Genomic DNA, 18733 nt, shown 5'->3' with positions numbered 1-18733 from the left:
AGTCACAATTTTTTTTTACCTTGTACATCAGAGGAAGCTGCTTTTTCATGATCATTATAAATTCCATTCCAATAAATGCTCCAGGTTTGCTCTACCCGTCTTTTAAATTTGTCTTCCTGGTGTTGATAATAGAGCAATTCCAAAAAGATTCCGTCCATTAAACATAGAAAGGAGGCAATTAAGTCATCAATAGGTTGATTTTTTAACACCCCCTGCCTAATTCCCTCCGAAAAGATACTTTCAAGCATCTCACCAAGAACCTCTTCCATCTCGCTAAACGTTTCTTTTACTTCATCGTTTAAAGTCGGAGGAAGGAAAAAGGTAAATTTCATATAGGCTGCCGTTTTCTCAGGTTGACTTAAATGATAATGACATATCGCTTCTAATATTTGATAAAGCTTTTCTTTTACCGTTCCATTTGTTAGATTGTCAATTGAACTTTTTATGTGACGGTGATTATCTTGCAGCAGATCCTTATATACAGCCATAAATAGATCTTCTTTACTTTTATAAAAAGCATAAATGGACGGCGTTTTAATACCCACCTCTTTAGCAATGCTTGAAAGAGTTGCACGCTCATATCCTTTCTCAGCTAATTGCTTGTAAGCAACTTCTTTAATTTTATTTTTCGTCATCAACATACCACCTAACTAATTTAGTTAGGTATAATAATACTAACTATTCTGATAAATTACAATAGATAAATTCTGAAAATTCTTTCAACCAACTGGTGAAGTTCAGTTAAAGAGCAAATATGAAAGATTGGCTGTCGGTCTGTTTCCTTTGAAAAAACATCCTTCACAAAATAGGTCTAGCTTTCGCTCTAGGAGCAATTCTCTCTAATCGATTAAATTAAAACTCACATCTCCATTAGAGGAAGTTACACCAAAATAGACCCTTTGGGAGCCAAAGGGTCTATCGTTTTTCACTTTTATTGTTTATGTATGATTTTATTCAATTAAAAAAGGATATTTTCTCTAAGCCCTCTTCCGGGTATCGGCCCCGCCTACGCCAGATACTATGACAGCCACACATGCCATCCAACCCATTTTTATTATAACAGAAAGCGCTTACATTTCCAAGGATTACTAGAAAACATTTTTAGAATTCTTACTCTACGATTTAGTGTTGCTTGGTTGTTCCTCTTAGTAGTTTCTCAGCTTCAATTATACGGGGACCCTTATCATGTATGTATTCAAGTGAGATCCCCCTTCTTAATGCTGATTGTTCCATTAATCTAATTTCATGATACATGGCATCAGACAAGATTCCCTTTTCAATGTTCTTATTTATTTCAAAATAAAACCCAGCCAATAAATCTAGCGGTAATTTATCGTAAAGGGAACATTTTTCTTTCACCATAAATCACCTCCTAATAAGACCATACAAAAAAATAGTGTAGATTGAAAGATTTTTCCAAGAGTAAAAACATAATTGGGGTAGCATAAGTAAATGTGGATTTACAACGTTTAGTAAGTTTTGATGGTCTCAATGAATCTGCGGAAAGTTCAGGTTGCGCCCCGGGCCGATATTTTCCCAGTGGCTTCCCAATGATATCTGGTGGTAAACCAGTAATACGTGTATATTCAAGATTGATCATTCGTTCATACCCATTATGATCAATCATTAGAACACCGTCATTGATTGACTCTATAATTGCTTTCCACCAGCCTATGAATATCCCGGATAAAACACCAGCAGCGAATCCATCGCCAGCGCCAATAGGATCAATTACCGTTGCGACCTGATAAGGCTGAACATAACCAAAAGTATCAGAAGTAGAATAGTAGGCCCCCTTTTCTCCTAGCTTCACGATTACCATTTCAGCACCTAATTGTTTACATTCTCTCGCTATCTGTTCACAATCTGTTGACTTGAATAAGTAGTAACCTTCTGAGATTCCTGGAAGAATGATATCGGACTTTGCTACTATTTCCAATAATGTTTCTCTACCTGTTTTATCATCAAGAAGCGTCTTTCGTACATTGGGGTCAAATACGATTTTTTGACCATTTTTCTTGGCAAGCTCTATTGCATGTAAAACGGTATTTTTACAAGAATCACTAAGTGCGGGAGTTATTCCAGTAAGATATAGGAACTTTGCTTTGGCTATATAGCTTTCTTCCAAATCTGCAGGGACCATTTTACTGGCAGCAGATTGATTTCGGTAATAGAAGACTCTTGAACTATTGATAGTTGTTCTTTCTCTTAAAAACAAACCCGTGGGTGCGCTTTCATCTTCTTTTACAAACGAAGTGTCTACGCCTTCCCCACGTATTCTTGAAAGGATACGTTTTCCAAGCTCATCCTTGCCTACTCTGCTCATCCAGCCAGTTTGATAGCCAAGCTTCGCTAATCCAATAAGTGTATTTGTTTCAGCACCGGCAACTCTCGAAGTGAAGTTCCGATTGTATCGTAATTGACCTGTTTCTTCAGCGGAAAATAAGATCATCGTTTCCCCTAAACTTACAACATCCATATGAACACCTCGTTTCATTAAAACTGACTATTCCCTGCATTTCCAATACTGGTTGCAACGTCTTTTGCGGCGGTAATCAATTTTCCTACGATTAAATCCTTTTGCTTAATCATTCTTTCTTTTGGACCAGCCACACTGATGGCTGCTTGAATGGTATGGTTGGTTCCATAAATCGGTGCAGCCAGACAGAATAAACCATCTTCATTTTCCTCATCATCTATCGAATAACCAAGCTCATTAAACAATGTTAGCTGCTGTTCAAGCAGCTTTTTGTCTGTGATGGTGTGCTCGGTGATAGGGCGTAATTCAAGACTATCTAGGATAGTAGTCCTTTGTTGCTGAGGTAAAAAGGCCAAAAATGCCTTTCCGAGACCTGTACAATATAAAGGTTTTTGACTTCCTGGCTGTGCAGTAGTACGAATAGAACGGTTGTTATCAATTTTCGCAACATATACCAGTTCATTCTCTGATAACACCGCCATGAATACCGTTTCTTGAACATCCTCCATCAATTTTTTTAAATAAGGCAATCCTTGAGAGGAAATATCCAACGAATCCATAGCAGCGCTACCAATTTGGATCAGCTTTGGTCCTAACTTATATTTATTATAGGAATCAAGAGAAAGGTACCCTTCATTTAACAACGTTCTAATGAGGCCAGAAGTACTGCTTTGTGGAAAAGACAAGGATTCACTAATTTCCTTGATGGTTAAACCATGCTGAACCTGGCTTAATAATTCAAACACTCTTAAAACTCTTTCTGCAGATTTAACGGACATTTTTTTACTCTCCTTTAAATCATATATATGATTCAATATCTTATATATGATTTGATGATTTGATGATTTAATATTATCATAGGGATATTAAATATCAAGATTAAAATTTTTATTTTTCAAAAAATTTAAATTTTAATAATTATAATTTAATTTACTCTCGGCCATTTCTTGCGGTATAGAATCCACGGCTGCTTTTTGAAGTCTACCCTTCATATAAAATGGCAATAACTCTAAAGTTATCTCTTTTTCTTCCAAACAGGAGTCTGCTCACAGATACACCGGGAAAAGTGGTAGATGATTCGATTCGAGAGAAAGGATCTTTTATCCTTGTCAGAAAACGAAATAAGAGAGAGGTACGCGGAAACGAAATTGCAATGATCCTCCAGGAACCCATGACCTCATTGAACCCGGTCTATAAAATCGGACAGCAGATTGGCGAGGCTGTACAGCTTCATAGCTACATCATCATTCGCCCTGTTGTGGACTTTCCGCATCCGCTTTCCCCAACTAATCCCAGTGTTTCTCCTGTTTGAATGGAAAGGGAAACCCCATCAACAGCCCGGACATATGATTTTTTCTGGCCGAACAATCCTTTGCTAATATTTTCAAATTCCTAGATTCCACTAACAGCTCTTCCATTTATTGGGCCCCCTTTACTAATTCGCTCTGATAAAGTAGTAACGATTATTTCAATTCAGGATGAATATTTGTCGACGACCTCAAAACAGCTGTTAGGGATTGCCGGGGATTTAATCAAGATTCGTCCGATTTCCATTAAAAACTTGGCGAGGGAAACGATATCGGAAAGTGAAATCGTTTTAATAGGCAGCGATTCGAACAGAGTGCGGGGCTTTGAAGACCGTACTGCGTACTGCGTGCCGGTTTTGAAGAAAATGCGTCGACTTCTGTTTAAGATTTTCGGGATGGCTGAGGGGAACTTCTTAGAACATGTCCCTCACATAATTATTTTAAAACACATTAAAAAGCCTAATTAATAGGCTTTTCAACTGGATAATTGTCTCTACTTCTTCTTCTGAATATCATTTCCTAATTATTTCAAAACATTTTTAGCTGCTCTACGCTTCTTTGAGTTGTTTTTGTTCCTTATGAATTTTTTCAACGATGTTACTGGTACAATTTCATTTGCAAAGACTCTCTGTTGGTTTGGGTGTATTTCTATGATAGTTCTAGGAAATTTAATGATTATATTACATCAGAACGAAATCTTTTATTTCTTTGGTTAATAACGATATAAAACTGGGATCAATTTCTAATTTTTTTGCTTTAAGATAGGTATTAATTAATAATTCATCGCTTAACTTTTGAAGCAATATTATTCCCGCTTTCAGCACCTTTTTAGAACTCTCAATTCTTTCCTTACCACGCACCTTAACATCAAAATCAGGATAATTCGTTTTTAATTAATCTTCTACTCAATTACGCCGTTGTTTATGTGGTTCAGTACTTTCTTTTCTAGTAACAATACCAATCTTTCAAATTATAAAAATCTATAAGTTCCTTCTTAATTTTCTTAAAGGTAATATCCTGTGACTTTTTTAAATAATTTTCACACGAGAACCACAGCTCAGCTTGTACCACTCTTGCATCCGATATTAAGCGATAGCGGTTTTCCTTTCTCTACCTATTCTGTCCTCTTGGTCATTCGTTTGATCTTATATTGTTCAAAATCCCAATTTGCCAAAAATTCTTTTGCAGAGGTATAGCCTGATTTATATAGAAAGTCAATTTCATCTTCATTCAGTTCAAAATCAGTCGCGTTGATGTGACCAGTTGGAATTTGAATCGTGCGTTCAATCGTTTCTTCGTTCATATGCCGTAAATCATGGGCTTGAAGCATCGTTTTAAATATATTTTTGAAAAGATGGATTGGCGTTGGTATAACCGCATCTAAGTTAACTTCATCTTTAACAAATCGGAATCCGAAAGTTGGAAAACGAGGTTGCTCTGTTGTATCGAATATCCATATTGGGAAGTTACTAAGTAAACCACCATCTAAAATGTAGGATTTATTACGGTCTTTTGATTTCCAAATAACTGGACGGAAGAAAAATGGCAAGGATGCACTCATCATAACGGCACTTGAAACTTTTAAATCAGCAGGAGTCATACTATAGCGCTCCAAATCATCTGGCAAAATAAGCATTTGGCCATTCGAAACATCAGAAGCAATAATCTTCAACTTTCCATCTGGAAGATCCGCAAATGTCTTAATACCTTTTTTCGAAAGAAGTGAATCCATCCACGTTTCCAAATAATCGTTTTTGTAAATTCCAAGATGAACCATAAGCTCTAAAAAGGTACCGAACATAGGTATTCGATTTAAAGTCGTTTTCCCTCGAAGCTTTGAAAAATCAATTTCACTCAATCGTTCTCTAATTTCATAACTTTTATAGCCGCTTGCTAAAAGAGCAGCTATTACAGCTCCCGCTGAAGTTCCAGCCAGTCTTTCCCATTCTACTTTTTCCTCTTCCATAGCTTGAATCGCTCCAACAAAAGCAATTCCCCTGGCTCCACCACCTTCAAAAACAGCATCAGCCCTCATATTTTCCACCTCTCGATAAGAGTTATTCATTATTAACCTTCTATATTAATAAAATAACAATTATGACTATATATTTTTGAAAAACTACCACAGCTACACAAAAAGCAGTTACTATAATCAACAGAGTACCAATGAAGTGTTTTACTTAGAGACAAACATTAAACCCCACTCTTTTAAAAAACACGAACGGCTCTTTAATGATTATTTAACAGATGTCAAGGATAAAAAAATGCCAGTGTCCCTATATTTTTATATGCATTAATATGGTAAAAGGTTCACTAGTCAACGAATGTTATTAAAAGACCACGAAATTAGAGTACGAAAACCCGCTAATGTAATTGTATAAAGTACCTTTTCCCTGCATGATTCGCTAAATGCCGGTGTAATGCCAGTGAGATGCATGAATTTTGCTTGAGTACTAACATCTTTTCCAAATCATCAGGTAACAGTAAAGCTGGCTGAAGACCTTTAGGCAGTAATAGATTTTTGGGATTTTGCATAACCTGCCTTTCTTTAAGGCTCTGTTAAACGTAGAATATATCCATTACTACAATCATCAACAAATCAAGATAAATTAATAGGCATGAGTCCGGTAGATTACCGGGTTCATGCCCTCAAAGCTACCTAATTAAATAAAGTGTCTAACTTTTTGGGTTCACTTCATTTTTACTGGTTGACCATATACTACGAATGCACCCGTTTGTTTAAGTGTCTTCACAAATTATAAAAAAATTTAATACTAACCATTCATCAGTTTCTTTAAAACAAAACTTCTTATATACTGGTTTACCCATATTGAATTGCCAAGCCATATTTTTGAAATACCTTTTAGCTAAATCCATTGCCCTTTCTATAAGAATTTTGCTATGTACTTTAATTTTGCAAAAACCATGCCTAAAACAAGAAAGTTATGTTAATTTATTATTGATATTTGATTTTTTTCGGTGTTTTTTCACTCTAATGCTGATTTTTCAGTAATTTAGTACTCACTAAAAAAATTTAAAAACAAAAAAAGAAAGATTTTTATTAAAAACGCTTTCTTTTTGACGAATTCAATAAGATTCTTTTAAAAATTGCTTTATACCCTAATTCTATAGCCTTGGTGGATTTCTAACTTTTTAGAAATCACTTTAAATATGAATGCGGTCTTTTTAAAAAGATTACGATCATCGCCATTACCAATCCAGCAAGTGTGAAGCGTAATGCGGCTAATAATAATGGGGATGAATAAGATAGACCAATTTTAACTACTGCAAAAGAAGAACCCATTAAAAATGTCGTTAAAAGTATCAACAGTGTAAATTTGTACACATTCATTTTTTACCTCCTGACATATTTAAATAACCGATCTACCGATATTTCAACTTTAATCGAAATATGGAATACAAGTGGAGATAAATTTAATAGTATCGACATATCATAGGGAATCTTCATAGTTTAATTGGCATAAGTAACCTCTTTAAATCATCGTATTCATTTATGTAATCAACTTCAATTCTTGAAGTTTTACCTCTCCTAACAAGCTTATGTCTTAAAGCTCTCTCATCAACCTAGCGAAGCTTGTAATTCCTACCTTTCATATATTTCAAGAGGTAAATCATCCGGATCGCAAAAAAATGCAAACCTTTTTCCTGTTATATCATCAACACGGATAGGTTCGACTAGAATATTTTCTCTTTCTAACTCTTCAATAGCTTGATGAATATCATCCACTTCAAAAGCAAGATGTCTAAGCCCTCTTGCTTCTGGATAACTTTTTCTAAAGGGACTATCCGGAAATGAAAACAATTCCAGCTGATATACCCCTCCCACCATTAAATCTAATTTATAGGACTTCCTTTCTGCCCGATATGTTTCCTGCTTAATATCACATCCTAAAATGTTTACATAGAAGTTTTTTGATTTTTCATAATCGGAACAAATTATAGCTACATGATGTATTTTTTTTACCTTCATTTGCTTCCTCCTCTGGACAGGTTAGTTTTAAATACAATTCTACCAAAGTCATATATTATATTATAGATTTAAAGTTCGAACTATCACCAATTAGGTCGAATAATTCGCCGGATTGCCAAAAGAATAGGCAACCATCAAATTCGATATTCAATCGGAACTCAATGATTGCCTATATCTAAGAAAATAACGTACCCCTAATCATATAAGTTCTAGGTTTTCCAAGGTATTCATTCTCTTAATGGGCATCTTTGTCAACCATGAATATGGAGACCTATCCCTCTTTAAATGAATTAGTCGTCTAGCTAAAATAATGCTTTCATAGTTGCATCGCCATTTCCTACTACATAGTCATGTCAGATAGTTGATAGGTGTTGTCTATATGCGGCGATTTTCTTATCTAGCATTTCTTCGGTGTATTTAAGTGTTTCAATTTGAATTTGAATCGAACGGTGGTGGTTCTCTAATAGGTTCAAGCGTTCTTTCGAAGTTTGGTCCCCTTCTTTGAAAAGCTGAGCATATTTTTTAATTTGCTCTATGGGCATTTGAGTTTCTCTCAGTCTTTTTACGAATTCCAACCATTTAACATGTGAATCATTATAAAGCCTAACTCCGTGTGAATTACGTTCTGGCATTATGATTTCTTCCTTTTCATAATAACGTAAGGCATGTGCACTTATCCCAAGTTTCTGTCCTACTTCACTAATCGTGTATATAAAAAACACCCCCCTAAAATTCTAGTTGACTTAGAGTGAACTCTAACCTTTATAATAACATCCTAACACAAATCATTGGAGGTATTTACATGAAATATACAGTTATCACTGGAGCAAGTTCCGGAATAGGGTATGAAACGGCTTTAGCATTTGCATCACTCGGAAAAAATTTAATTCTCGTTGCCAGGAGAGAACAACATTTAAACGAATTAAAAACAATAATAGAAAAAATGAACCAAGAACTTGATATAATCGTTCATGCTACCGATTTATCGGTTACCGAGAATGTTTACGGACTATATGAAAACCTTAAAGGCTTCCAGATTGAAACGTGGATCAACAATGCAGGCTTTGGTAATTTCGATAAAGTAGGGGAGCAAAGTTTGCCGAAAATCGAGAAAATGCTCCGCTTGAACACTGAGGCGTTAACATTATTGTCTTCTCTATATGTTCGGGACTATTCAAATGTAGTTGGCACACAACTGATCAATATCTCGTCTGGCGGAGGGTATACACTTGTTGCAGATGCCATAACTTATTGTGCGACTAAATTTTATGTCAGCGCCTTTACAGAAGGTCTTGCTCATGAGCTAAAAAGCCAAGGTGCTAAAATGCAAGCAAAGGTCTTGGCTCCAGCTGCAACTGAAACAGAATTTGCCAAACGTTCCTTTGATGTTGAAGAATTTCATTATGATGCCACTTTGCCGAAATACCATACGGCAAAGGAAATGGCAGATTTTTTGATTAAACTATATGAAAGTGAAAAAGTTGTTGGAATTGTAAATGGCATAACCTATGAATTTGAACTTAAAGATCCTATTTTTCAATATGCTACCAGAACAACGAATACTAATTCATAAAACATGAAAATGCGGATTTCCATCCCCCTAATCGACTCTTTACGTCTGATTAGGGGGATATTCTTTTTATGCGGTTAAGTGTACCCGGGCTTATTCAGAAAATCCATTCTCCTTATTCGCTTGAGGGCCCATGTTCTTTTTCAACTTAAACATGATGATTCCCGCTATCATTATTCCGATCCCGATCAATTTATTTAGCGTAAAAGGAGCCCTCTCAAATCCGAACCAACCAAAAGTGTCGATTAGAACAGCCATAGTAAGTTGCGCAACTAATACGATCGAGATGGCATATGCCGGTCCTAAGAGCCGGATTGCCTGCATAATGCAATAAACGAGCATTACTCCCAGAACTCCGCTTAATAGATACAGCTTGTTTATGCTCCCAATCGCTAACAGGTTCGTATCTTCCATGATCATAAAAATGGAGAGCGACGAGATGAATCCAAGCCCAAGAACAATTGTCGTTGTAGCTAAAGATCCTACCTTCTCACTTACTCTAGTGTTAAAGACCGTTTGCAGACTGATGAAGACACCAGCCATCACGCCAAACAGAATTCCCTGCATACATGTAACCTCCTAGCTCATTCATATATGTTACCTTCTGCCCGTTCCCGCAAGCGAGATAAATCTTTAATATAAAGAGAGCCTTTTATTCGTTGTATGATGCCTTCTTCACATAATTTATGGATGACACGATTTAAGTGCCGATAACTTGTTCCTATGAGATCTGCTATTTCAGTCAGATTCGATGTGCTCATTTCTTCATGAAAGATAGAGCCACATTTTTCTGATGAAAGTGACAACAGATAGCTTGCAAGACGTATCTCGACAGGGTAGAGCCTGTTCAAGCTTGTGGCATGGGATTCCGTGTAAAACTTTTGTGTAACAACCTGTAACAAAAAATGCAGAAACTCAACTCGGTTATTTTCCATCGATCTTACGTCATCATAATGAACGCTGATTACATAACCTTCACTGACTGCCTGAACTGAATGAAGCACGTGCATTCCCTTAATATATTCCACATCTCCAATAAGGGCCAAGGGCGTTTTAAACCGAACAATTAACGCCTTTCCTTCGGGTGAAGTTGTATAAATCTTCACCTTTCCTTTTACAAGAAAATACATTTTATGAATCTCATCACCCTTGGAACATAATATTTCTCCATTTTGGAATTGATAAAGAGATAATTTCTCCTTTAATCCCTCTGAAAAAATCTTATTCAGCTTAAATTGATCTAGATATTCGAATAGACTGGGACTATTATTCACTTTTTTCAAAATCCATCACCTTCTTACGATTTAAATAGGACTACTCCCGTTAACATCATAGCCATTCCGATTACCTCTTGGATCGTGACCTTTCGCTTAATCATATCGAAAAGACCCTTTGCATCTATAATGAAGGCACATAGAAGCTGAGCAATTAAAATCGTTGCAATTGCAAACGACATGCCTAACAAATTTATCGCTGTCATTTCTCCAAACACAATCACAACGCCGAGCATTCCTCCAAGCAAATATAGAACCGGAACCTCGCGAAAACCTTCGGCCCTTCCATCCCTGACAAATGCATAAAGTATGATGGAAAATATAAAGCCGACTAGATGTACAATCGCGGTAGTGTGCCAGGCACTAAGCTCCTCACTCATTCTTGAATTAAACACTCCTTGCAACGAAATAAACATACCTGCAATTATGGAATATATGATACCTTTCATCCTTACCCCTTCTCTCTCCGATTTCTTATACTAATTAAAGTATAGAAGTCGAGTTAGAGAAAGGACATATGTCCCTTATGGTCATTTAATCTTTATTTATGGAAAATATTTTATACCATTATTTGTATACAATATCCAAATGACCCCCTCTTGAATACATGATTTGTAACATCTGATAAATTTACTGTTAATCCATCATATTTCAAACAAGTTCTCGAAACGATTCCTGACTTAATTAACAAGACACAAATGGCTCTTATCGTTTCATCTTATTCGTGGGAAATCCGTTAGCATTCCTGGAGATTTTTTCTCATAAAAAAAGCTCTTCCGTTAGAGGAGTGGCGTAACACCACTCTTCCACAAAAGAACTCAAATATTAGTATATCCAACGAGGTTGTTGTGATCGAAAAAGCGAGCGATTCATTCATGGCATGGAATCTAAACGCTTTATACTGCCGTATAACCGCCGTCTACAATAAGGCTTGTACCAGTAACAAATGATGCATCGTCACTTGCAAGAAAGAGAACAGCTTTAGCCACTTCTTCCGCTTTGCCCAAACGGCCGATTGGATGTAAATCGATCAAACCTTGTCTGATCTCACCTTGTGCTTCCGCAATAAGTGGTGTATCAATATATCCAGGACAAACAGCATTGACACGGATGCCATCTTTCGCATAAGTCGAACCTAATGTTTGTGTTAATAGTTTGACCCCGCCTTTCGCAGCAGAATAGGCTGTTACCCCCGGTTTCCCTGCATGGCTATGGATGGAGCCTGTATTGACAATGGCGCCGCCTGTGGCTTGTTTTTGCATTTGCTCTATCGCATATTTATCGGAAAGGAAGACACCGGATAAATTAATATCGATTGTTTTTTGCCATTGTTCATAGCTTAACTCATGGATGTTTCCGTCCCTGGCAATCCCTGCGTTTGCGAACATGATATCCAGTTTTCCATATTTGTTAACGGTTTCTTCGATCATATTCTTTACGTCATTTTCATTTGTCACGTCAGTTTTAACAAAAAGAGTATCATATCCTTTTCCATTTAACTCTTCTGATACCGCTTGTCCATGATCGGCATAATCCGCAATGACGACCTTAGCTCCTTCTTCTGCAAATAATTGAGCCGTACTGGCTCCAATCCCACTTGCTCCCCCTGTTACGATCGCCACTTTATTTTCTAATCTCATATATAAACACTCCTTAGTTTAGTTTCTTATATCCACTGGAATGGTAGGCATTTTAGCGAGCAGTTGCTCCGCCATCTATCACAAATTCGGCACCCGTCGTATAGGAAGATTCGTCCGAGGCGATGAAAAGTACCGTATTCGCTACATTTTTGACGCTGCCCAGATGTCCCAACGGGAATTCTTTACCCAATTCATCTTTTGTACTACCCGTTTGTTCGGATGCATAGTCTGCCATTCCAGTATCGATGTATCCTGGATGAATCGAGTTTACACGTACTCCTTTTGGAGCATACTCGATGGCAGCATCTTTTGTCATAACCCTGACCGCTCCCTTGCTTGCACCGTATAGAACATGGCCTGGAGCGCCAATCAAGCCTGCAATGGATGATGCGTTAATGACTGAACCTTTATTTTGTTCCGCCATCAGTGGCATGATATGTTTCATTCCCAGGAATACGCCTGTCACATTAATCGACATGAGACGATTCCATTCCTCCAGTTCAATCTCTGCAACTGGTTTAATGATATATATACCCGCATTGTTGAATAAAACATCCACTTTCTTGAAAGTACCGATGGTTTCCTTCGCAACCTTTTTCCAATCTTCTTCTTTGCTGACATCATGACGGATGTATAAGGCCTCTCCTCCCATTGCCTGAATGTCTTTCACAGCTTGATCACCGGATTCTTGGTTTATGTCAGTAATGACGATCTTTGCTCCTTCTTTCGCAAAAAGTAAAGCTGTTTCTTTTCCAATCCCTGTACCCCCGCCAGTAATGATTGCCACTTTGTTTTCAAGTCTCATGATTTCACCAGATCCCCTTTACTTATTTTCTGATACTGCCAACCTTAGAGGTTGTCACTAGACAAGTATTCCTATACAAGCAAATAAAGCTGACTTTAACAATTGTCCATCCCTTTAAATGGAATGCCGCTAAAAAAGCTTCATTGTCTGTCTATGCCTTTATTTTACTCCTCGCAATTTGAAATACTATCCTATATTATGCTGTATAATAATAGGGTAAGTATCCCCCTTATATAGGGGTATTTTGTTTAAGGAGAAGAGACTCTTATGACCCAGCCCTCTCATGCTTATGAAGAGCTATCGTTTCAGCAATTCATCTTATTCATAAAAAGTCATAACAAACAGATTGAAGAAAATATCAATATTTATTTGAATCTAGAGCCCCTTATATTAGAAAAGGAACGTAAGTTGATACAAACATTGCTGGAATCATTTCTACTATTTTTATCCGCTCCAAACATCGAAGACATAAATGAAACATACGATAAGTATCTGGAAACTTGGCTTCAATCACAGTTGCCCATTTTAGATGAGAACCATTTTAGCATGTTCCGATTAATCTTTGAGAAGTCCATTGTTACCTTAATGGCCCACCTGAAACATGCACATACCATTTCCATTCTCATGTTCTTATTATCCATTTTCTCTCATCTCATCCATAGCTATAACAAATGGATGGATGTCGAACCAATGCAACTTTCAAAAACCCACGAAGAAAATGCTGAACTTAAAAGACTGCAACTATTAGACCAATTAGATGAGCTTCTAATTAACTCATCAGGTATTAAGGATTTTGCTCATATCCTAAAAAAATGTGAAGAGTTCTTTCACTATAAAAGATGTGTTTTCTATGCTTATATTCCTTGGTCCAATCAATTTTACGGCACCATTGGATTGGAGCTGCCTAAGGTTCAAAGCATGAGAGGACAACTCAGCTTGAAGCAATCCTTTGTTTTCAATTCAAAAAAGCCTGTATTCTTAAAGAATCCCAATCATTATATTAAAAAGGAACATATAACGTTATTTAATCTTTCATCTGTCATATTTGTGCCGATTGTTCATGACCAGCAAGTTTTCGGCTGGCTGACCTTTGATCAATTAGGAGAGGAATTCGATTATTCAAAAGATGAACTAACTTTACTCGAACAGGTCGGAAAACGGTTAGGGTTATATTTATCAAGAAAGGATGATGAGGTATCCATTGATACCGATCTACAATTGACGGAACGGGAATCCATGATTTTAAATTTGCTGGCGGAGGGGTATAACAATAAAAAGATGGCCGAATTATTGCAGTTAAGCGAGCATACTATAAGGGATTATGTAAGCAGTTTAATGACAAAGTTTAAAGCCAAGAACCGTACACAAGTCGTGGTCTTTGGATTTCGCTTAGGTCTATTAAAATAAGATCGAGTTTCCTTTAATCGTTATGTAAGTCAAAAATCCTTACATAGTTAGTTGTTGAATATATCATTTACAGTAGCTGCCATATCATAATCTTTGGAAACGGCTTTGAAGAAAGATTCTGTCATGGCAGCCTACGATCCACTTCTGAAGATATCAATTCATGTACTCATATTTATAATCGCCTGTTTTTTTAATAGTAACTTCCACTTGAATATTACGAATGGATTCCTCATTAATGCTGAAATCATTTTTAGAAACTTCTTTCCATTTTTTTAAATCCTTTCTGTAGATAACTCCTTCTAAATTATAGATGTCTATATTTTTTTCAAGAGCATATTTGTAAGTATCCCTAATTTCTTTCTCTAATGCCCTCTGTATTTTTTCTTTAAGGTGGGGTAAGGAGATGTTTTCTTCCATATCCATTACGGCACCTTCTACTTCAATTGACATATCGAATTCGACATTATTATTTACATAGATTGGCTTTATATTGAATTTTGGCCTCATTAGAGATATTTGAACATTTTTGTTTTTATTGATTTTTATTCCAATTGGGGACCTTACCGTTGATTTTGTTAACCATCTCATCCCCCCGAGATGTTTATTTGCTACCTCCCCCTTTAGTTGATTGTTTTTAATAAAATAGGCCCCTGATAGTTTTACGGTGTTCTGTGTTTTTTCTTTTGCTTTCCACACCTCATTTTTCAACGAAACCTTCGGTAGTTTTATTGTCATTCCTGTTTCATAATTTTGCGTATAAAATCTTTGGATCCGGATGGGTTCGACAAAGGATCTTAATTTATAAATATCATCCGGATTGAAAATGCTTGTTTGCACTGAAGAGCCGAATAAACTATTGACAAAGAGGATCTTTTCTAAGGAATCATCGGTTCCATATAACCAAGTTGTTTCCCTAATTTGCTGAAATCTTAAAATGGGATCGTTTACGTTGACTAATCCCTGTTTTAGTAAGCTTTCAGAGAAAATGATCAATTTAACATGAGCCCAATAAATATACTGGTTTGACCTTTTATAAATGTCATTCATGGCCTCATTCATTGTTTTCCCGCGTCCCTCGGCGACCCAAACAGGTGTTGGTTTTGGTTCCAAGCCTTCTTGTTTAGCCACACCTGCAAAAGACGTCACCTGCACATAAATGACATACTGCCCATTTTGATAATCTATTCCCATTGCACTTATATATTGAATATCTTGAATATCCTTAGCATCCCAGCAGCCACTTAAAAGAGCAAGGCTCATTACGAATAGTATAAATCTAAGGATCATTTTCATTAGCGATTTCCTTTTGTTCTGTCCTTAGTTTTCAGCATTTCGGCTCGTTTCTTTCTAAAGAGATATGGCTTCACAAAGACACCGCCCCCTAGAAGATCTTTCAAGGATAGTGGTGATATAGGCGCTAAGTAGGGTAAACCATAAATCTGCAGCCTTGATAAATAAAGGACAATGGAGAAAACACCGAGAAAGAAACCGAATAAACCTAAAACAGAAGAGAGAAATAATACAAAAAACCTGGCCATGCTTACAATTCCACCTAAAGATTGATTGATTAATGTATAGGTGGCTACCGCAGTGGTACCTGCCACCACCAACATCGTCGGGGATGTAATCCCTCCTCTAATTGCCGCATCCCCTATAATTAAGCCACCCACAACGGCCAGTGATTGACCGATTGCTTTGGGGAGTGTAATCCCTGCCTCTCGAAACAACTCAAATAAACCCAAAATCAAGAAGGCCTCTTGTTGAGGTGATATAGGCAACCCAAATCTAGATACGGTTATCGTCGCCAAAAATGGGAAGGGGAGCTGATCTAATTGAAATGATATTAGTGCTATATAAAAACCTGGTAGAAATATTGATATCACTAGTCCGATAATGCGAAAGAAATATTCGAAATTTGTATAGTAAGATGGAGTATGACGATCTTCCGCGGCTTTTAACAATAATGTAATATTACCTGGTCCAATTAAGGCAGTTGGTGACCCATCCACTAAAATGGCAAAGCGCCCATTATTTACACTGGCTACAGCATAATCCGGCCTTCCCGTGTAATCAAAAAACGGGATCAGGTTGAACTTACTGCCTGATAAAAATTCTTCAAGTTCAGTGGTTCCCAACAAGACATCTGTGTTTATTGAAGTGATTTTCCTCTTTACCTTTTCAATGGTTTCTGGATTAACAACATCCTTCACATATAATAAATTGATTTTTGTCTTGCTTCTTTTCCCAATGGTAAATGCTTGATTTTCGAGTGATGCGGTTTTATATCTTTTTCTGATCAACCCTAAATTAACAGAGATATCTTCAATAAATCCATCACGTGGACCTCGGATGGAAATTTCACTACTTGTTTCTTCGGGACTTCGATTTGGGATGCTTGGTAGGGAAAACATAAATAATAATTCCAATTCTTCAAATAGCATCAGGACCATCCCGGAAAATACGTTTTCCTCCACATCTTCTTTTTTAGTGGAGGAAGGGAAAACCCTGCTGACTTTAAATTCGTCTTGAGGATCCTCTATAACCTCTTCTTCCTTCAGTTTAGAATGTATGAATACATTACCTTCAAGCCGTGCTACTGATTCCCACAATTTTTTGACATCGACCAACACCTCTGAATAGATCAAAGTACAAATAAGGGGCGGATCTGATTTCCCTTCAGATGTAATGGTATGCTTTTTGAATTTTACATCCGAGCTCATTCCGAATAATTCATTGAAATACTCCGTTTTTAGTTGGATCTCCGAAGAACTCCCCTTATTTGCCTTGTTCAATAGAGGCTCCATTCTTTTTCACCCTTTCTTTCAAAAAAATGACTATGTTAATAAAAAAGGTTATGACCAAAATGCTAATCACACTCAATTTAAAATAATATCGTTCTGTAAAATCCCTGTATACTGGCATGTCGATTGGTATACAAAGCGCAATGATTAAGGAGACTGATATAGCAAGCAATACAATATTTTTTATTTTTTTTGATTTAATTTGAAACAGTTCCCCGATTAGGAATATCGATAACGATACACGGATAAATGCACCTGAAAGCCATTGGTATATTGATAAAAAATCAAGGCGGTTCAAATACTTACCCATGGTAAGTAACCGCCATTGAGCGTATGCAGGATTGCTGATTTTAGCAGCCTGTACCGGACCAAACTCTGTAATGGAGCCTATTATGGGTCCCATACTGATAAACAAAAGAAATAAACCTAAAAAAAGTAAACTCCTGAACTTTATTTCTGTCTTTACAAACTGTTGAATCAAAACGAGAAAAAATATTTCTGTAAAACCTCCACCTAGTATCACGACCCCATCCCAAACAGGTGTAATCCCATTTTCAAAAATAGGGAAAAGCATGGAGTAATCCTTAAACTGTGTATTTGCCGTCATTATCATTAATCCAAGTGCCACAACAAGGGGCAAAACCAATCCCCCGGCAATGGCTATTGTTTTGATTCCAGCCTCGGCAGCAATAAAACATAGGATGATGAAAGGTATAAATAATATATATTCTGGCGTTTGAATCATATAAGTACTGTTTACCCAGGAAAATGTGCTAAATAAAGTGACATACAAGTTTAATAAAATATATAAGAAAAGAAGGATTTTTATGGACCAGGCGGCGAGCGGGTGACTGTGAGTATGTAGCCAGCCAATGATATGCTGTTGCTTTGTTTTATGTATGATCCAATAAACCATGGGAAGCCATAATAGAAAAAGCATCCCGGTGACTAAAGTACTGATCCATGAATCTCTTCCAGATGCACCAAGCAGTGAAGGCAAAACGATAACATGGTTCATCAGTCCAATAGATAGAATCAGCACCACTGTTGCTTGAAAAGTAGATATACTTTTTATCATGTGACACATCCCCTCTCTTTTAATATGAGGAGGCATTTTTGTTTTTATTCATACAGTACATCATTTCTTTAATGGACAGATAGGTAATTGAACACCCTTCCTGTCTATAAGCTCCGCTGAATCAACCGCCATTTATTATCGGCTTTACGATGAATAATTTAGAAGTTTTTTTTTGTTTACAGGTCGTTTATGGGATTCGTCTAATTTAGGGAACAGTTATTGCCCATCTACTGCGTTTGTTCCAATATCTACTGGATTTTCTTCCATTTCAATAACCGTTCACAAACAGATTCCCTTATGGCCCATTGGCCATAGATTACCCACTGTTCTGTGGAGGCGGTTTATTGATGTTTGAGGTCGATGAAAACGATGCAATATTAA

At 36.8% G+C, this 18733-nt stretch carries 19 protein-coding genes and 2 pseudogenes; 3 read left to right on the top strand and 18 right to left on the bottom strand.

The window, feature by feature from the left end; genetic code table 11:
- Window positions 1–2: 2 nt before the first annotated feature.
- The 5 genes from LQ203_RS17420 to LQ203_RS17400 all read right to left on the bottom strand — a co-directional run bounded on the left by LQ203_RS17420 (window position 3) and on the right by LQ203_RS17400 (window position 3847).
- The gene (locus LQ203_RS17420) at window positions 3–635 is read right to left on the bottom strand and encodes a TetR/AcrR family transcriptional regulator (protein ID WP_230159618.1); all 633 of its coding nucleotides are present in this window, start codon (window positions 633–635) and stop codon (window positions 3–5) included.
- 487 nt (window positions 636–1122) lie between these two features.
- Window positions 1123–1362 carry a hypothetical protein gene (locus LQ203_RS17415; protein WP_230159617.1) on the bottom strand — a complete coding sequence of 80 codons (240 nt, stop codon included), beginning with the start codon at window positions 1360–1362 and terminating at the stop codon, window positions 1123–1125.
- 10 nt (window positions 1363–1372) lie between these two features.
- Window positions 1373–2479, bottom strand: a complete 1107-nt coding sequence (locus LQ203_RS17410) for a PfkB family carbohydrate kinase (RefSeq protein WP_230159616.1) — start codon at window positions 2477–2479, stop codon at window positions 1373–1375.
- Between the two features lie 17 nt (window positions 2480–2496).
- Window positions 2497–3258, bottom strand: coding sequence for an IclR family transcriptional regulator (locus tag LQ203_RS17405; RefSeq protein WP_230159615.1), 762 nt, complete (start codon window positions 3256–3258; stop codon window positions 2497–2499).
- Window positions 3259–3715: 457 nt separating this feature from the next.
- Window positions 3716–3847: an ATP-binding cassette domain-containing protein gene (locus tag LQ203_RS17400; RefSeq protein ID WP_290370606.1), complete on the bottom strand. Its 132-nt coding sequence runs from the start codon at window positions 3845–3847 to the stop codon at window positions 3716–3718.
- Between the two features lie 118 nt (window positions 3848–3965).
- Here LQ203_RS17400 and LQ203_RS17395 point away from each other — a divergent pair, with 118 nt between their 5' ends.
- Window positions 3966–4253, top strand: coding sequence for a hypothetical protein (locus LQ203_RS17395; protein WP_230159614.1), 288 nt, complete (start codon window positions 3966–3968; stop codon window positions 4251–4253).
- A 231-nt stretch (window positions 4254–4484) separates the two neighbouring features.
- Here the strand turns inward: LQ203_RS17395 and sda are convergent.
- The 5 genes and pseudogenes from sda to LQ203_RS17370 form a co-directional block, all read right to left on the bottom strand.
- Window positions 4485–4589 (bottom strand): annotated as a pseudogene (sda, locus tag LQ203_RS17390) (sporulation histidine kinase inhibitor Sda); the annotation flags it as partial.
- Window positions 4590–4900: 311 nt separating this feature from the next.
- A complete protein-coding gene (locus tag LQ203_RS17385) occupies window positions 4901–5821 on the bottom strand; it encodes a patatin-like phospholipase family protein (RefSeq protein WP_230159639.1) in 921 nt (306 codons plus the stop codon).
- A 1140-nt stretch (window positions 5822–6961) separates the two neighbouring features.
- Window positions 6962–7138, bottom strand: a pseudogene (locus LQ203_RS17380) (EamA family transporter); the annotation flags it as partial.
- A gap of 252 nt (window positions 7139–7390) precedes the next feature.
- Window positions 7391–7777 carry a VOC family protein gene (locus LQ203_RS17375; protein WP_230159613.1) on the bottom strand — a complete coding sequence of 129 codons (387 nt, stop codon included), beginning with the start codon at window positions 7775–7777 and terminating at the stop codon, window positions 7391–7393.
- A gap of 353 nt (window positions 7778–8130) precedes the next feature.
- Window positions 8131–8490 (bottom strand): MerR family transcriptional regulator, encoded by a 360-nt coding sequence (locus LQ203_RS17370; protein ID WP_230159638.1) that lies wholly within the window; start codon window positions 8488–8490, stop codon window positions 8131–8133.
- 89 nt (window positions 8491–8579) lie between these two features.
- Between LQ203_RS17370 and LQ203_RS17365 the strand changes: the two genes are divergently transcribed.
- Window positions 8580–9350, top strand: a complete 771-nt coding sequence (locus LQ203_RS17365; protein ID WP_230159612.1) for an SDR family NAD(P)-dependent oxidoreductase — start codon at window positions 8580–8582, stop codon at window positions 9348–9350.
- Between the two features lie 90 nt (window positions 9351–9440).
- Here LQ203_RS17365 and LQ203_RS17360 read toward each other — a convergent pair whose 3' ends face one another.
- The 5 genes from LQ203_RS17360 to LQ203_RS17340 all read right to left on the bottom strand — a co-directional run bounded on the left by LQ203_RS17360 (window position 9441) and on the right by LQ203_RS17340 (window position 13066).
- A complete protein-coding gene (locus LQ203_RS17360; protein ID WP_230159611.1) occupies window positions 9441–9914 on the bottom strand; it encodes a DMT family transporter in 474 nt (157 codons plus the stop codon).
- Window positions 9915–9931: 17 nt separating this feature from the next.
- The gene (locus LQ203_RS17355; protein ID WP_230159637.1) at window positions 9932–10621 is read right to left on the bottom strand and encodes a cyclic nucleotide-binding domain-containing protein; all 690 of its coding nucleotides are present in this window, start codon (window positions 10619–10621) and stop codon (window positions 9932–9934) included.
- Between the two features lie 23 nt (window positions 10622–10644).
- On the bottom strand, window positions 10645–11070 hold the full coding sequence (locus tag LQ203_RS17350) for a DMT family transporter (RefSeq protein ID WP_230159610.1): 426 nt from the start codon (window positions 11068–11070) through the stop codon (window positions 10645–10647).
- Window positions 11071–11517: 447 nt separating this feature from the next.
- Window positions 11518–12261 (bottom strand): glucose 1-dehydrogenase, encoded by a 744-nt coding sequence (locus LQ203_RS17345; protein ID WP_230159609.1) that lies wholly within the window; start codon window positions 12259–12261, stop codon window positions 11518–11520.
- Window positions 12262–12313: 52 nt separating this feature from the next.
- Window positions 12314–13066, bottom strand: a complete 753-nt coding sequence (locus LQ203_RS17340) for a glucose 1-dehydrogenase (protein ID WP_230159608.1) — start codon at window positions 13064–13066, stop codon at window positions 12314–12316.
- 267 nt (window positions 13067–13333) lie between these two features.
- Between LQ203_RS17340 and LQ203_RS17335 the strand changes: the two genes are divergently transcribed.
- Entirely contained in the window at window positions 13334–14473 is a 1140-nt protein-coding gene (locus LQ203_RS17335) for a LuxR C-terminal-related transcriptional regulator (protein WP_230159607.1), read from the top strand.
- 153 nt (window positions 14474–14626) lie between these two features.
- Here LQ203_RS17335 and LQ203_RS17330 read toward each other — a convergent pair whose 3' ends face one another.
- Genes LQ203_RS17330 through LQ203_RS17320 form a run of 3 tightly spaced genes read right to left on the bottom strand, consistent with a single transcriptional unit; the run spans window position 14627 to window position 18352 of the window.
- Window positions 14627–15760, bottom strand: coding sequence for a Ger(x)C family spore germination protein (locus LQ203_RS17330; RefSeq protein WP_290370607.1), 1134 nt, complete (start codon window positions 15758–15760; stop codon window positions 14627–14629).
- Window positions 15761–15765: 5 nt separating this feature from the next.
- Window positions 15766–17277, bottom strand: a complete 1512-nt coding sequence (locus LQ203_RS17325; RefSeq protein ID WP_230159606.1) for a spore germination protein — start codon at window positions 17275–17277, stop codon at window positions 15766–15768.
- Window positions 17249–18352 carry an endospore germination permease gene (locus LQ203_RS17320; protein ID WP_230159605.1) on the bottom strand — a complete coding sequence of 368 codons (1104 nt, stop codon included), beginning with the start codon at window positions 18350–18352 and terminating at the stop codon, window positions 17249–17251. The genes LQ203_RS17325 and LQ203_RS17320 overlap by 29 nt, the downstream gene beginning before the upstream one ends.
- Between the last annotated feature and the right edge of the window lie 381 nt (window positions 18353–18733).

This window comes from Peribacillus sp. Bi96 (assembly GCF_918698115.1).
In the GTDB taxonomy this organism is placed as follows: domain Bacteria; phylum Bacillota; class Bacilli; order Bacillales; family DSM-1321; genus Peribacillus.
This window is presented reverse-complemented; position numbering and strand designations above follow the sequence as displayed.